The sequence below is a fragment of the Vibrio sp. 10N.247.311.14 genome, from assembly GCF_041467715.1.
GTDB lineage: Bacteria > Pseudomonadota > Gammaproteobacteria > Enterobacterales > Vibrionaceae > Vibrio > Vibrio crassostreae_C.
In genome coordinates this window covers 16,502-32,493 of record NZ_JBFSVE010000006.1, presented here as the reverse complement: position 1 = coordinate 32,493, position 15,992 = coordinate 16,502, and the positions used below count along the sequence as shown (strand labels likewise).

Sequence of the window (15,992 nt, the reverse complement as noted above, 5' to 3'; positions counted from 1 at the left end):
ACTACTATTCCTTATCACTTGAAGGAGAAAGTTTCATTAGGGCGAGGTAAATCACACCAGCGGCAAGAATGCCGTCTAACGCCGAGATGCTGGTGAACGAAAACAGATTGAAAAACTCTGGTGCAGTACAAGCGCTGAATGCAGTACCAAATGCCCAAGAAGCCAAGCCTTTAAACATCCAAGCTGGAACTTGTTGGATGTTCTCAAAGCTCATTTTTGTCGAATCTAAAACATAATATTGAACGATGTAGACACCCGCAGCAGGCGCAATGGTTACGCTGAGTAGCATTAAGAAGTCGGTAAACTTGTTCACCATGCCGAGTTGAGCAATGCCAATGCCGACGATGGTCATGATCACAACCAGAACAGGGCGCGGAATCTTAGGTAGAACCATCGACATGCATAAGCCGCCAGAGGTCAGGTTGCTACTGTTGGTCGTCCATTGTGCGAACACCAGCACGATGATAGCCGCCATGCCTAAACCTAGGGTGAAGAAGACTTCGACTAGGTCGTCGGTGCCGGTCATTTTGGTCAAGATCAATGCGATAAGAATGATGGCACTGTTGCCGACGAGGAAACCGATACCCGCTCCTAAAATCGCATCACGGCGTGTTTTGGCGTAGCGAGCAATATCAGGTGCAGCAACCGCAGCTAGAATCCAGATAGACATAACAAAAGAGATGGCTTGGCCAAGCGTCAAAGGATCTTCAATCGATGGCGCTGCGCCACCTTGATAATCAGCAGCCATAAACAAACCGATGGTAATCAACGTCACCATCAATGGAACAGAATAGGTACTGAGTTTGCCTAAAGCACGAACGCCATAGATAGCCGTCATCATCATTAACACACTGCCGCCAATAAGAGCGGTGAGGTGTGAAATTATGATGTCGTATTTCGCCAGTGCATCGACCATGATGAAAGCGAAGAAATCAGCCTGGAATGCGAACCAGCCGACTAATGAGATGCCGTTGATGAAGCCAAGAATTTTACCGCCGTTACGGCCAAATACCGCGCTGCTCACCAGCGGGGTAGACACGCCAGCTTGAAAGCCAATGTTGGCACACAGCATCGCGATGATCGCCAATAAGCCTGAACCAATAAACGTGGCAAGCAGTGCGTCTTCAAAACCAATACCGCTGCTTAGAATCGAGCCGAGAAACAGTCCCGAAATGTCGATGCCGATTGCCAACCAAATAAGGCTGATGACCCACCAAGATCGTTTGGCCTTCTCGGGAACGGGTTCCAACTCGAAGTCATCTATCTTTTTGTGGCTGTGTGTTGCTTCGGGTTTATTCACGTAAGCTTCTGCCGCCATAGTGCCATCCATGCATTGTTATTCCATAAGTGTGAATAAAGCATACTGATGTATTTATTGTTAATAAATGAATATAATCAGATGTAAACATAACAAAAAACAAATGTGAGTGGCAAAGTGAATCCAAACAATAAGTTAGATAAAAGAGACCTACGTAGATTAGAGCTTTTTTGTGAAATTGTTGAACAAGGAGGCATCAATCAGGCGGTCGCAAGCACTGGGATTAGTCAACCAGTGCTGAGTAATCAGCTTATTGCCTTGGAAAAAAGCTTAGAATTAACATTATGCCAACGTGGTCGACGTGGTTTTAAGCTGACTCATGAAGGTGAGCAAGTGTATAAATATGCGAACCAACTAAAATCGACCTTAACCGACTTCGCTTATAAGTTACGAGGTGTACAGACGGAACTCTCTGGGCATGTGCGAATTGGATGTTTGGATAACACCGTCACTTTGCCTTATAACCCACTTCCCAAAGCGATCGAGACGTTTTACCACCGCAGTAACAGTGTTGAGGTGAGTGTTGATGTCGGGGATTTCACCCAGTTGAATGAGAAGTTAGCAAAGAGCCAGATTGATATGATGATAGTGGTTCTAGGGTCACATCAAAAATCAGCGTTTCAACATAAATACCCACTGTTTGAAGAGCACAGTTATCTGTATGCGCGTAAGGATCTGGCTGAGAAGATCATGGACAAGGATTTCTCATTGGATGGCTGTCGTATCAACATGGGCGGCTATGCCAAAGATGAGATGTTCCGATTACTGAATATTGAGCAGTACGATTCCGTAAAGCCTTTTGATGGCTGGCATGTCGAGTCGGGTGTGATTTTAACCTTGGCGGGCACACACCTGAGTTTTTTACCGTCTCATTTAATCGACCGTGGCCATTATGACCAAGCCTTGATTCCGCTTCAGCCCGAGAAGTGGAGCCTTAAGAGTCAGTTTTATGTGGTGTTGAAGCAACCTGTAGATTCCCTTTCCCCCGCCGCGCGTGCGTTTTTTGATGAGCTACACCAACCGGAAGCATCGGATTCAATATAGAGAACTCGTCGCTTCTCAATAGCACTTAAGATACTTTCTCATATACAAAAAATCCTCTACCAAGACAGAGGATTTTTGCTTTTATGCTTTATGAGTGAAAACTAACGGTTCTCGAAGCGGTTGTAATCCAACAATCCGAACTCGATCGGTTGGTCTTGTTGATACCAACGATGCACGCGATCACTGAATGGCCAGAACTCGCTAGAACTGCGTCGTACCGCAAACTTATCCAGCAGCGCCACGTAGTCTTCTTCAGTGCTTAAGTTTTGCAGCGTTTTAACCAGAGTAGGAATCTCGCTCTCGGTTAATGATAGGTAAGCCGCAGGGTAGCTACCGACAACGCCTCGTACGAGGGTAAGGTCATCATTGGCGTAATCACGGTTACCTTCTTCATTAAACAAGCTAGAAATGTTGCTGTGCGCGTTATTGTGAATCATGGTGAACAGTTGCTCTTCGCCGTTTTCGCCTTCAATCATGATCATCACTAATTGAGGCACATGACGCAGGCCTTCGCCCTTTATCAAATTCACTTGGTTAAGCAGTGCTTCATTCTTCCTACCAAAACCTGTTTCAACAATCTCAAAGCGATTATCGAGAACAGGTGCGAGCTTATCTTTGATCATATCAAGCAGTTCACGTTTCGGATCGGCCGTTTTGTAAACCACGCTGGTCGGCTGATCAAAAGGCGCAATGTTTCGCTGCAAGTAGTCACTCAGTTGTGCGCTTTGGTTCTGGTACCAACTAGAGTGTTCAATGTGACGAACGTCTTTAGGAAGAAGGCTTAAGAAGTTACTCTCACCTTCAAGACGCAAGAAGTCCATGAACATGCGTGTAATCAGCTGGTGGCCAAAGTTGCCGTAAACATCGAAGCCTGCAACGAGAAGATAATGAATACGCTCTAGAAGAGCATAATCAAGAATCCACGCAGTCTTAGGTTGCGTGCCAACTAACCCTTGTACAACAGAGGCGCTATCGAAGTGCCTAAAGACGGTGAGAGCAGCATTCGGGTTGATGCCATCGCCATCCCAAATGATGCCAGTGTCTAGGTGGACGCCACTCTCGAACCATTGGTTAGTGAAGTCTGATTTCGCGTTTAGGTATTGCGCTTGTTGCTTTGCGTATCTTACCCAGTTGGTCACAGGTACGGTGTTACTTTTTAGTTCGCTAGGTAGCTTTAAATTTTTCTTTTGACTTGCGTAGAAGGCGTTGATTTCCGGAACATCGGCTTTCTCTGGGTCGATGAAGAAAACCCAAAAACGGTCGTTAATTACGTTCAAGGCAAGTTGACCACGACACACAGGTCCTTTGATGTAGGCCATGATGGTGTTTTGCGCGTTATCTAACATGAAGTTGAAGCGCGAGTTTACTGGCAGCGCTTCAAATGATGTCATTGGGTTTGCTGAAACATCGATGTCGTAACTAGGTAGTTGTTTTACTTCGTAATTTACGTCGACAAACCAGGTATTCCACTTTTGTAGACGCTCTTTATTAAGTGCGAAAGGCATGTGCGTTTTGTCGACGATAGTGCCTTGTTCTGGAATCAGACGGTAGTAAACACTGTCTACTTTTGGATCGTCATAAGGGCGACGAGTCGTGATGCGTTGTACCGCTTCACCTGGTGGTGTTGCAGAGCGAACAACAGTAAAGAAACGCGTTGGTTGAGCTAAATCAGAAAAATAGACATGAGATAAAAACAGGTGCTCGTAGATATAACGTGCTGAAAGTTGACTCTTATTGTCGCTCTTGTTTAAAAAGCTTTCGTAGACATTAACGAGCTCTTGTTCTGCATCAGTCAATGGAATGTGGTCGTTCATTAACGCGCCATTTTCCAACCAACTCATTAAAGTCGCGTATTCGGTTTTGTCTAAGTTTGGCATCCCATAAGGCATTCCCCAAGTTGGGTAATCTCTCTCGTATTGAGCGTATTCTTCAATGGTTGGGCACTGTTGGTCGCGATCGATTGAAAAGTCGAAACCTTCAAGCTGGGTTTGATCGGGCAGAGGGTGATTCTCTTTCTGGATCAACATACGAGAAACAAGACCAGCATCGAGGTTAGCCGTTGAGTTCTGCATACGCTCATTGAGGACTGGATGAAAATCCGCATCGCGCCACTCTTGCGTGGTTAACGCATCTTCAAACAAGCGAGTAGGGGCTGATGCCGTTAAGCGGGTGCCTTGATAAACGAGTGCCTTGCTCGCGCCTCGGTCTATACCTTCCACTGAAGACATTTTGAGTTGGCAAGGGGCGTCATAACAAGCGTGACAAACCACGCATCGGTTATCAATGATGGGCTTTACTTCGTCAATGAAGTGCTGCGCTTGAGCTGAAAGAATAGGTGCTTGGCGATCGCGTACTTGTTGTTCACCAAACAGTTCGTCGAAGTTTAAACCCGCGTAGACGGCACAACCTGAGAAGACGCTAACAAAAGCTAAAATGAAGAGTTTTCTTAAATTCATACGTATTTAAATATTAGGCATTTTCTATAATTATATCGAAAATGATTGAAAATGCTCATGTTCTAACAATTTTGTAGACAAGATCTTGATGGGGCGAGTGACTTGTCGATGCGCGTTACTCGCTTGTGATCAGAAATTGGAGTTTAGACTTAGCTAGATTTAAGTCCCAAGAGCTAAAAGCTAGCAGTTAAGAGTTAAGAGCTAAGACTCATTGATTGACGTAACAAACAGAGAAGGGGACAGACAATCGCTCAAACTCTTTGATCCAGCGCCACTGGTTGTCTTGCAGTTTATCGCCAGGGCCTTTGACTTCAATCCAATGAAACTCATCGCCCTTGAACGCAATCAAATCCGGCATCCCAGTTCTAAATAGCTTTAAGTCACTCAATATCACTTTGAAGAGGTCTACAACCAAGGCATTTGGAATTGAAGCCATGCCGTGTTCGATGAGTGCCTTAGGAAAATAATTCCAATGAACAAAGGGGTTCGCGATACCTTGCTTTTCATCGTAAGTATTGAGCAAATGGTTCAGCCCATGTTTGGATATCGTCTGAAACACGGCTTCAACCTGTTCGGCTCGCTTGTCTACGAAATCTGAATGGTACAGATCCAATGGTCGATGTTGGTATCGATTGATAAAGGCGCCTTCAATGTCTGCGAAAATGACATCCCAGAAAGCCAAACCAAACAAGCCACATAAAAAGCTGTTTTCAGAAAAGTAGACGTCCCAACCTTGGTTCTCAAAATGCTGCTTTACCGCAAGCTCTACTCGCGTTTGGCTGAGGTCCAATTCCAGTCTTATCTCTTTGCAGCTAGGCTTTATGGTTCGTGAAACCTTGTGCCCCTGTTTCCGGAGTAGCCTGTCTTCAAGCTTAATCGCGACTTCCAACTCTGACACATCCGTTGGAGTAGCTTTCATTTGCGTGACAATGTCACACATTAAGTCTAGCGTACCTTGCTTATCACAGATGCGCGCAAGTCGCTCTCTGCTCGGAGGAAGTGTAGATTGCTTGAACCAAAAGATAGCTTGGTCGTTTAGGTTAAGCCTTTCTAGATCGCGAGCAATATCATTGATCAAACGCGATCGTTTTCTGGCAATGCTTCTGTGTTCTGACTCTTCAGGAATCGAGTTTAAAAGCAGTTCCAGAAACTCACCGTCTTTACGGTCACCTTCTGAATATAAGCGCTGAATATCGCGCATCTGGATTAATTGATTGAGTTGATCTCTAGAAGTGAAGAAGCGGCGCTGCTTGCTTAATGGGTAGTTCTCAAAGGTATTGAGCCCAAGGTCGCTTAACACGAACTGGCTTAAGTCTTGATAGGTGTTGGCAAAGAACAGCAACAGTAATACATCAATCACTTGAGATTCGATGACGTAAATACAGTCAAAAGTTAGGTTTTGAAATTGATCAAAAGGTTGTTGTCCAAGCCGTAACAACAGCTCGTCTTTTTTGGCAGTTCTGCGGCTCTCAAGGGCAGGGAATACACTGAACAGTTCTGGTTTGGTGAGCAAGTGCAACCCGATCTCGACCTCACTAATGACGAGGTCATGCTGTTCTTCGGGATGACTCAACGCAATGAAGCCGGAGCTGCTTAGGTCTTGTAGTGCGGTATTTAAATCAGGAATCTCAACATAGTTGAGTTTATCGCTGCGAAACCAACGGCCTTTACGAGAAAGCAAACGAACCATTAGGCATTGGCTTGAAACAGAAAGAAGTTTGTATGCCGACAACCAACGGCATTCATCTCCACTCAGAAGATCGGGGTAGAGCGTTTGAGCGTGTTCAACCAGTCGATTGAAGTTGTCGAGATAATAAGTAGGGGAGAGCTGAAGAGTGGTTTCGGTCGTCAATAGAGAAGTCGCTTGATACAAAAAGAGCCTAACCCTAAGGTTAAGCTCTTCAGTAACAAATTCAATCTTTTCTGTTGATTAAGCTTGTGATGCTTTTAGTTCAGCAACTTTAGCTTCAGAGATTGGCTTAGTGATGATTGCTAGAACAATACACACTGCCATCATAACTGCAGAGATTGTGTAAGCTAGGCCGTAACCTTCGCCGTTTGACATTGAGAAGCCAACAACTGCTGCACCGATAGCGCCGCCGATACCCCATGCCGTGTAAAGCACGCCGTAGTTAGTACCGTAGTTTTTCAGGCCGTAGAACTCAGCAGTTAGTGTTGGGAATACTGCTAGAAGCGTACCGTAACCAACAGCTGCGATAGCCGTACCAATGATTAGCGTAAATTCAGAGTTGAACGTAGCGAATAGAGCCATGTTCGCGCCTTGAAGGATGAACGCTAGAAGTAGAGTACGTACACCACCGATTTTATCTGCAAGCATACCCGCAGCAACACGGCCGCCTGAGTTGAATACTGCAAGGATAGACGCTAGGTAAACTGCGTTTGGCAGGTTAGCTTGAACGCTAGCAATCGTAGTGATGTTACCGATGATCATTAGACCAACAGATGCAGCGAATGCGTACATGATCCATAGAGAGTAGAACTGAGGAGTCTTCAGCATTACTTTCCAAGTTAGGTCTTCAGTCTTCTTAACCGCTTTAGGAGCTTGGCCTGCTTTTACTTTAGGCTCAGCTGGCGTGTAATCCGCTGGTGGGTTGTTGATTGTTGCTGCTAGAGGTACTGCGATTGCAAGTACACCAACACCAAGAATCATAAAGCTAGTTTGGATACCCATGCTGTCGATTAGCGCAGAAGTTACTGGTGCTAGGTAAATAGCCGCAAGACCGAAGCCTGCTGCGATAAGACCGTTAACCATACCTTTCTTAGAAGAGTGGAACCACTTCATTGCTGATGGAGACAGACATGCGTAACCGAAGCCGATACCTGCACCTGTTATAATACCGAACGTGATGTTCAGCATCATAGGTGTTGTAGCGAAACCGGAAGCAATCATGCCTAGGCCTGTAAGCGCTGTACCTAGGATAAGGATCTTACGTGGACCCATACGGTCTTGTAGGATGCCCGCAACAAGAAGACAAACAGAGAATGTGATAGTTGCAATAGCGTAAGGAGAAGATGCTTCAGCAGCACTCCAACCAGCTTCAGTTACTAGCGCCTTGTTAAATACACTCCAAGCATACAGGATGCCAAGACAAAGGTTGATACAGAAGCCTGCTAGCAGGATACGTGTTGCTTTATCAATCTTGCTCATTTTTATTCTCAGTTTTGTCATCGGTTAGTGGAGAGCCACTTAACTAAAGACGGGTTATTGTGATTGTTTCTTCAAAATTAGTTTGCGTTTATCAACAGATAGCGCAAAAGAGCGCGGATTATAACCAATTAAAATGTGATTGGAATCTCTTTTTCCATTTTTGGTAAATTAAATTCAATTTGTTAATAAGTTGTTTTTCATTGGTTTTTGAAATGTTTTTAACACCTCTCTATTTTGTTCTTTTTCGCTCTGTCTTCTTATTATTTCAGGGATTTTGAGGTGATGGTTTTTGAATAGACGCGTATTGCGTGCGGATATCACAGAGTTACAAATAATTTTAATTAATTTCCAAGGTTAAATTTGTGTAACAAAACAAATCGTAACAGCGCTTTGTTCATATGAGACAAGGAGTAACGGAGTTTTATTAAAAACAGAATGTTAAGCAATTGTTAAGGGTGATTTTTGTTAGTACTTTTGCTTACATTTTGTTCGATTGGAGGGGTTGTGTTGTCCGTAAAAAGTGGGAAAATAGTATGCAAACTGAGATTCCAAATTTGAAAGGATGCGTTTCCAACTTATGGTGAGGCGAGTATTATGAAACTGTTTTTAATTTTATTGATGTCAATTTCTGGTGGTGTAGCGGCAGCTGACCATATTCACTCTTTCCTATTCGGCTTCTATGTTGCGGCTCTAGCAGTTGGTAGTTGCTACTGGCTTGCATTCCGCAGTACGCGTTTCCCACAGTTGGCATTAGTGCTATTGATGTGTGGCTTTTTTGCGAAAATTGCAGTGACTGTTATCGGTGTTTCTTGGGGTATCTCGAACGATATCATTCAATCGCCGTTCATTTTCTCATTGTCATACCTGTTCTTCTTAGTGGTTGTGTCTTACGTTTGGTTTGCATACCGCGATAAATTGACGCTAAAACAACGCGCTAAGAAGGTAGAAGAGTCTCGCAAGCAAGCGGCAGCATAATTCGATTTGATTCTTAAAAAGCCTTCTTCGGAAGGCTTTTTTGATCCTGCCTACCTGAACTCTATTATTTGGTTATGACGGCAGATAAAAGAAACCCCAGTATGGTGACATACTGGGGTTACTTGTTATGTATCTATTATCTAGCAGTTACCATCTACCAAAGGCTACTCTGAAGGTGTGTTATTTCTTCATCATCTTAGCGAGATCGGCGAACGGGTTGTGTGTCGCTGACTGATGATCATCTAAACTCGCTTTTGCATCCACACCATAACGCTCATGGTCAGTGTATTTTGAATGCTCATGATCGTGACAGTACAGGCACAGTAGCTCCCAGTTGCTGCCATCTTCAGGGTTGTTTGTATGGTCGTGATCCACGTGGTGAACGGTAAGCTCTCGGAGGTTTGAGTAAACAAATTCGCGCGCACATTTACCACAAACCCAAGGGTACAGTTTTAGTGCTTTTTCGCGGTAGCCTTTCTCTTGGCGAGCATACGCTGCACTCGAACCTGTGAAATCAGAAGACATTGCCAAATCCTTATCAATTGTAATATCCCGATTTTATCACAGCTTTCTTGAAGCTGTCGGTATGTCGTTCGTAAAATCATTGCTAAATGATGCAGTGGACTTATCGATATTAGATTGAAGTTTGAATACAGACTTACCTTCTACACACTAACGCTTAAGCGGGTTATGTCTTTCTGGAATAAGCCATGCTTAACAGTTTGAAAATAAATCGTATTCAGGGGTTTTAACCGCAGGCATGTGACCTAATATCAGTTTGTGAGACCCTATATTAATAAGGAAATATCATGTCAGAACAATACACTCCGCCAAAAGTTTGGGTTAACGATACTGCTGGTGGTAACAAGTGGGCAAACATCAATAGTCCTGAATCTGGAGCTCGCTTTGATAAAGAGCTTCCTGTTGGTGACCATGCTTTTCAATTGTATTCTCTTGGCACACCTAACGGTCAAAAAGTCACTATCTTGCTGGAAGAGTTGTTAGCGGCGGGTGTTAAAGAAGCTGAATATGATGCGTACTTGATCAACATCGGTGAGGCTGATCAGTTCTCTTCTGGCTTTGTTGGCGTGAATCCAAACTCCAAAATACCAGCACTTGTCGACAAGTCTGGTGACGAAGACGTGAATGTATTCGAATCGGCATCTATCTTGATGCATCTAGCAGAAAAATTTGGTCACTTCTTACCAAAAAAAGGGGCAGCAAGAACGCAAACCATTAACTGGTTGTTCTGGGCACAAGGCTCGGCACCATTCCTAGGCGGTGGTTTCGGCCACTTCTACGCTTACGCGGATGAAAAGCAAGAGTACCCAATTAACCGCTTCGCAATGGAAGCTAAGCGTCAACTAGATGTGTTAGACAAGCAACTTGCTAACAGCACTTTCGTTGCGGGTGAAGAGCTGTCTATTGCAGATATCGCGATTTGGCCTTGGTACGGTAACTTAGTACTTGGCAAAATTTACGACGCAGCCGAATTTCTACAAGTTGAGTCTTACACCAACGTTGTGCGCTGGGCGAAGCAGCTAGAAGCGCGTGAAGGTTTCCAACGCGGCCGAGTGGTTAATCGTTCATTTGGCGAAGAGTGGGAGCAAGTACCAGAGCGCCATTCTGCAGAAGACATTGACCGAGTTTTAAAGCTTAAGCCTTAGTTCTTTTTTGAACGTGTTTTTGGCAGATATACCCTATCGGTCTTAATGTTAATGGCTAATTGAAACGCCATATCTCAATCGAGATATGGCGTTTTTCCGTTTTAAGGTAGGGAGAGGTTTTGTAATTGGAATGAGAGTCTCAATTATCATTTTGTTTTTCTTATTCAATCGCTTATGAGTAATGGTCTTTGTGGTTAAGACAAAAAACAATAGTCATCGAGGTGGAGTAAATCTATAAGATAACGGTCCACTTTAAATTACGACTAACTTCGCTCAATGAAAAAAAACTTAATTGCGTTGGCTATCATATCCACGGCTCTTTCCGGGTGTAATCACGATTCACTAAGCTATAGTGACGGCCCTGATACGGTTCCTCCAACAGACATTATTCCACCAACGGATATTGTTCCACCGACAGATATTGTTCCACCAACGGATATTCTTCCGCCGACTGACATTATTCCACCAACAGATATTATCCCCCCAACAACTTACATAGGTTCACTGTTGTCGAGTGGGGCGTTTGTGTCTGGAGATGTATACTGTGACGGCGTTCATCTTGAAAACGGAACGTTCAGTGTTAAACAAGGCGTGAGTTTTAGTTGTACCTTGGGTCACCTTACTTTAGGTGATTTCACTGCTCCTTTCCCTGAAGTTACAGAAAGCACGATTTCAAATGATGCGCTTCATGCGGCATTTGAGTTGACAGAATTACATGGAGACAACGTTACTAAGGTACTCGAATCAATTGATGTTTGTGAGACTGAAAGTGCTATCTGTTTAAAAGAACTGGATGCTTTTGATATTGAAGGTGTGTTCTCGCAACTTGATGATCAAGATGCTGTCGATGCGTACTTTTCATCGAAAGAAGAAGAGTCTACAGATGAAGTAGGTAAGGCTCCTAGTTCACACGTAGACACAACAGTTGTTCCTGCGGTTGACCCTAATGCGGACAATAACCTTAACGCTGGTTTTGTTTCTGCAGACGCAGAGTCTACCTATGCTTATAAGCCAAGTGTTGAAGGTAAGGTGTTAACTCGCAGTAAGCTTACAGACGCTAATGGTAAAGCGATTTCTGGGATCAGTTTCTTTTCGGCTAACGCGACGGGCGTGACGGATGAAGAGGGAATCTTTGAGTACCTGTGGGGCGACAGAATCGTTTTTGGTATTGATACGTTTGAGTTTGGCTCCATTACGGGTAATCAGGTTGCTTATAAATTGTCTGATGTGACCAATAATGTGGTTGAGAAAGCGAATATCCAGTCATTACTAGAGCGCTATGCGGTTGATCATGTAAGTTATTATGAGATATCTGAAGAAGTCCAAGATACCTTTTCAAATTACCCTAACGTTATAAATGAGTTGATCAACCTAACTCTGCCAAATGGGGGGCTGATAGAGGGTACAGACTTCGAACTTCCTAATGAGTTTGTTGGTCAGTTTAGCCAAGGGTTAACGGCAGTCATTGATGAGCAGCTGCGCCAAACGCCTCAGTTTATGGATTATGTTCGTCAACCTGCCGTTTTATCTATGGATTCTGGTCAGTATGTTACGGAGTCTCTGCAGCAAATCTTCCACAATGTCACCACATTCCATGTTTTCAATGACAATGGCAGTTTTTATGGTGCGACGGGGTATACCCGTGGTATGCGAGCTCTGAACTTATCGAACCGAGCATTCCCTGTGATGATGCCAAGAACTGATAAAAACCGTGAGCTTTATTTTGGAGAGAAACAAGCTTGGAGTCGTGAAGGCAAGCCTTACATCGCACAACACCCAAGCATCTCGATGCCCCCAATTCCTTTAGTCTCTGAAGACAACGCGACTTATGGTTTTCCATTCGTTACAGCAGGCGAGATAGGCAAAGGTAAAGTCGTGTTCATGGGCAATGGCTTATATCCAAGTATTCTGTCATGCCCAGAGAATTATTGGGCTAATCGCACATTACATATCGACAGCAACAAACAACAGTGCACTGTTTCGAAGTTTGAAAACCTACTACATGATGACCAAGGCAGCATGAGGTTGTTTTTCTCGAACTTGTTTGAGTGGTTCAATAATGGTTTGCCTATTGCTGGGATGAATGCAGTGACCAATATTGACCAAGCCTATTCGGCTTATCACCACTCCACAATGGGTAAGCAGTACACGTTTTTTGTTAGTCCTCAGTATGGTTTTGCGTCAGTAGAAAAGCGTGGTTCAGGTGACTTTGATGATTTGGATGCGAGTAATACGCCGATTTTGATCCTTCAGGCATACCCACCTAAGTTGGTTCAAGATGGCATGACTAACCAGTTTGTTGCTGACTTGGATAACCCGAACTTAAACCAAGACGATATTACGGCTCTTATTAACTATGTTAATGACGGTGGCAATATCTTGTTTATGGATGCGATTCAAACGACTAATCCTGAACCTGTTGGACGCTTGGCAGATGCCGTAGGTGTATCTCTTGGTGGTGAAAACGTTACCCCGACAAACCAAGCTTTCTGCGGTAGCTCTTATTACTGCCAAGCACCGTATCCAAATCTTCACGTGAAGAGCGAAAAGGAAATGGTGGTTCTTGAGCGTTTGCAAGATAACCAAGGAGAGCCTCCATTCACGGTAAATCAAGATGGTACGGTTGAGTGGATCAAAGATGAGTCCAAGATTAAGTTTGAGATCCCGACTTATGAGGTTACTAAGTTAGACGCTGAAGGGAAGCCAGTGCTTGATGCGTCTGGTGTAACAGTAATGGAGAAAAAATCCGCACGTATCTTTGTTGAATCGGCAGAAGAGCGTGAAGCGGCGATCAAAGAACTGCAATCTGCATTTGTTGGAACTGATCTTTGTACAAACGATTATGAATATGAATTTAACTGTATTGAGACTCGTTCTGGAGACGGTGTTACTGTTCGCGGTGCTTATTATCGCGCAGACTTTGATCGCTATGAAGTAAGTGAAGCTGTTGTTGGTAGCATGGTTAAAGCGGCGAACTTGGGCACTAACTTTACGGCGCTTTATGAGCATGAAATTTACTATAGAACAAAAGGTACTCAAGGTAAGCGTCTGTCTAACAGCGAATTGAATCAAGCGTTTGATAACCTGTCTGTTTGGATGTGGAATGACAACGCATACCATTTTGAAACAGAAATACAAGATGAGTTGGGGTTCAAGCAGGCTGTTCAGTTCCTTAACTGTTATACCGAAGACTTACATCAAACAGACACAATGGATGCACAGTGTCCTGTTGACTTAAAAGCGTCGTTAGTCGCTAATGGAATGATTCATGGCGAAGGTGAGTTATCTGGGCAGTTGAATCCTAGCTATCCATTAAATTACATGGAGAAACCTCTGACTCGTATTATGTTGGGGCGCTCATTCTGGGATCATGAAATCGTTGTTGATACCACAATGTATCCGGGTCGAACTTCGGGGGCATCTTCGTCAAGTACGGTAATGGTTCAGACCAACGGTAAAGCGGTGACGTATTCGGCAGGAAACAATCAATCGACAGGTCTGTGGGCACCTCAATTACAAGAAGTAACTATTCAAGATGGCGTGGCAGCTACGATTACTGTGATGATCGCGGATGATCTTACAGGTAAGCCGAATCACGAAACGAGTTTGAAACGCCCTCCACGTATGCAAACCAGCTTTGACTACAATGGTTCGAGCTTAACTTTCAAGGTTCCATATGGTGGCCTTATTTACATTCAACCGAAAGTAAAAGAGCTTGGTGAAGTCTCGTTTAGCATTGATGGCGCGTTAAAAGCGGCTTGGTGGAAAGAGGGACAGTGGATTAACACTATTCAATCGGCAGACGCACCAATTGCAGAAATCGATACGGGTTCATTTATTTACACTACACCAATCAGGAATCTAGAATCCGCTGATTTGAACCAATTCGCAACAGATATGAATCGATTCGCTGAAGCGGCAAGTGACTTCTACGGGCGTGATGAGAAACAAAGCACTGGTTTACACCGTAGGTTCACTTATCCAGAACTGAATGCGTTCCGCCATCGTTTTGTGAATGACGTGCAGATTTCGATTGGTGCTGCTCACTCTGGCTACCCAGTGATGAATTCGAGTTTCAATGCAAACCGCACATACATTCCAACCAACCCTGTGAATGATTGGCTATTGTGGCATGAAGTTGGTCATAATTTGGCATCGGCACCTTTCTCAGCGGCGGGCAGTACTGAGGTAACGAACAACCTACTTGCACTTTATATGCAGGAGCTAGAGGGGCGTAACGAAAATCCAGAAATGGATCGTATTGAATCGGATATTAAGAAAGCACCAAAATGGCTAGAGCAAAACGACAAACATGCTTGGTCGCATGGTGATGCTGGTTTGCGTCTAGTTATGTTTGGGCAACTGAAAATCTGGGCAAAATCGAACTTTGCTATTGATGATTGGTATGGTCGTGGAGCAAGCCAATCTTTGGTTTACGGTGATGATGAAGGCTGGAATATGTTCAAGCTTATGCATCGTAAAGCGCGAGGCGATAGAGAAGGTGACTCTAATATGAACTATTGTAGCGCTAGCGAGACTGGGCTTTCTGGTGGAGACTTAATGATGGTGTGCGCTTCTTATGTTTCGAACTATGACTTAAGTGACTTCTTTGTCGCTTGGAACGTGGGCGAAATTTCAATGACTAATGCTAATGGCTCAAAATCTTACAGTGGAGGCATCAGCGAGAAAGGTCGTAGTTTGATAAAGGAATTAAACTTGCCGAAGCCAAAGGATAGCCCTTTACAGGTCGACTCTATCTAACAGGGACAACCATCGTTTAAACTGCTTATTGCTTGAATCAAACGCCACACTTCACTTTAGTGTGGCGTTTTACAGCCATAAAAGAGATCTATGCGAAAAAGCAGGTTAAACTGCGCGTATCATAATTCTAAAGGATGGTGCCATGTACCACGGTCATATCTATTTCCCTCTGCGATTTGCAGAGCAAGCAGAAACACTGCGTCAGAAAATTTTAGCGGAACGTAAAGATGTATTAGAGGTTTTCCCATTAATACAGCGTTTGGTTGGTCCACATAAGATGCCAATGTTTGAGATTCACTTTGCGAACAAAGAGTCGGGCATTGTTGAATGGCTTGAGCAAGAACGCGGTGATATGTCGGTGCTTATTCACCCTGTAACTGGCGGTGAAGAAACTTTGGATCACACAGTACGAGCGATCTGGCTTGGTCGTGAATTGGGTGTCTTTGAAGAAACGCTTACTAGCTAATCAAATATACCAATATTGCACTTAACTCATTCCGACCGGAAAATACATGAACAATAAAAAGGCTCCTCAAATGAGGAGCCTTTGTTTTAAGGAGCCGTTTTACCAAGAAACCGGTTATCAAGAGCCTCTGGTTATC

The 15,992-nt window shown here is 44.0% G+C and carries 10 protein-coding genes; 5 read left to right on the top strand and 5 right to left on the bottom strand.

Translation table 11 applies throughout. The features are described from left to right. Positions 1-4: 4 nt before the first annotated feature. Complete coding sequence (locus AB6F11_RS03530; protein ID WP_017064775.1) at positions 5-1,330, bottom strand: cytosine permease; 1,326 nt, start codon at positions 1,328-1,330, stop codon at positions 5-7. A 93-nt stretch (positions 1,331-1,423) separates the two neighbouring features. Between AB6F11_RS03530 and AB6F11_RS03525 the strand changes: the two genes are divergently transcribed. Further along, on the top strand, positions 1,424-2,362 hold the full coding sequence (locus AB6F11_RS03525; RefSeq protein WP_102393560.1) for a LysR family transcriptional regulator: 939 nt from the start codon (positions 1,424-1,426) through the stop codon (positions 2,360-2,362). A gap of 101 nt (positions 2,363-2,463) precedes the next feature. On the opposite strand, the gene AB6F11_RS03520 is transcribed toward AB6F11_RS03525, so the two are convergent. The 3 genes from AB6F11_RS03520 to AB6F11_RS03510 form a co-directional block, all read right to left on the bottom strand. After that, the gene (locus tag AB6F11_RS03520; protein ID WP_102393559.1) at positions 2,464-4,818 is read right to left on the bottom strand and encodes a fatty acid cis/trans isomerase; all 2,355 of its coding nucleotides are present in this window, start codon (positions 4,816-4,818) and stop codon (positions 2,464-2,466) included. A 208-nt stretch (positions 4,819-5,026) separates the two neighbouring features. After that, positions 5,027-6,691 carry a VRR-NUC domain-containing protein gene (locus tag AB6F11_RS03515; protein WP_104216175.1) on the bottom strand — a complete coding sequence of 555 codons (1,665 nt, stop codon included), beginning with the start codon at positions 6,689-6,691 and terminating at the stop codon, positions 5,027-5,029. Positions 6,692-6,748: 57 nt separating this feature from the next. After that, positions 6,749-7,987 carry an OFA family MFS transporter gene (locus tag AB6F11_RS03510; protein ID WP_017067032.1) on the bottom strand — a complete coding sequence of 413 codons (1,239 nt, stop codon included), beginning with the start codon at positions 7,985-7,987 and terminating at the stop codon, positions 6,749-6,751. A 594-nt stretch (positions 7,988-8,581) separates the two neighbouring features. Here AB6F11_RS03510 and AB6F11_RS03505 point away from each other — a divergent pair. Further along, complete coding sequence (locus tag AB6F11_RS03505; protein WP_017064770.1) at positions 8,582-8,962, top strand: hypothetical protein; 381 nt, start codon at positions 8,582-8,584, stop codon at positions 8,960-8,962. Between the two features lie 180 nt (positions 8,963-9,142). Here the strand turns inward: AB6F11_RS03505 and AB6F11_RS03500 are convergent, their stop codons facing one another. Continuing rightward, positions 9,143-9,487 (bottom strand): YajD family HNH nuclease, encoded by a 345-nt coding sequence (locus AB6F11_RS03500; protein ID WP_017060876.1) that lies wholly within the window; start codon positions 9,485-9,487, stop codon positions 9,143-9,145. 284 nt (positions 9,488-9,771) lie between these two features. Between AB6F11_RS03500 and yghU the strand changes: the two genes are divergently transcribed. From yghU to AB6F11_RS03485, 3 genes are all read left to right on the top strand, one after another. Then, positions 9,772-10,629, top strand: a complete 858-nt coding sequence (gene yghU / locus AB6F11_RS03495) for a glutathione-dependent disulfide-bond oxidoreductase (protein ID WP_102332906.1) — start codon at positions 9,772-9,774, stop codon at positions 10,627-10,629. 276 nt (positions 10,630-10,905) lie between these two features. Continuing rightward, a complete protein-coding gene (locus AB6F11_RS03490) occupies positions 10,906-15,390 on the top strand; it encodes an SslE/AcfD family lipoprotein zinc metalloprotease (protein WP_104216176.1) in 4,485 nt (1,494 codons plus the stop codon). Between the two features lie 142 nt (positions 15,391-15,532). Continuing rightward, positions 15,533-15,856, top strand: a complete 324-nt coding sequence (locus AB6F11_RS03485) for a DOPA 4,5-dioxygenase family protein (protein WP_017060873.1) — start codon at positions 15,533-15,535, stop codon at positions 15,854-15,856. The last annotated feature ends 136 nt before the right edge of the window (positions 15,857-15,992 follow it).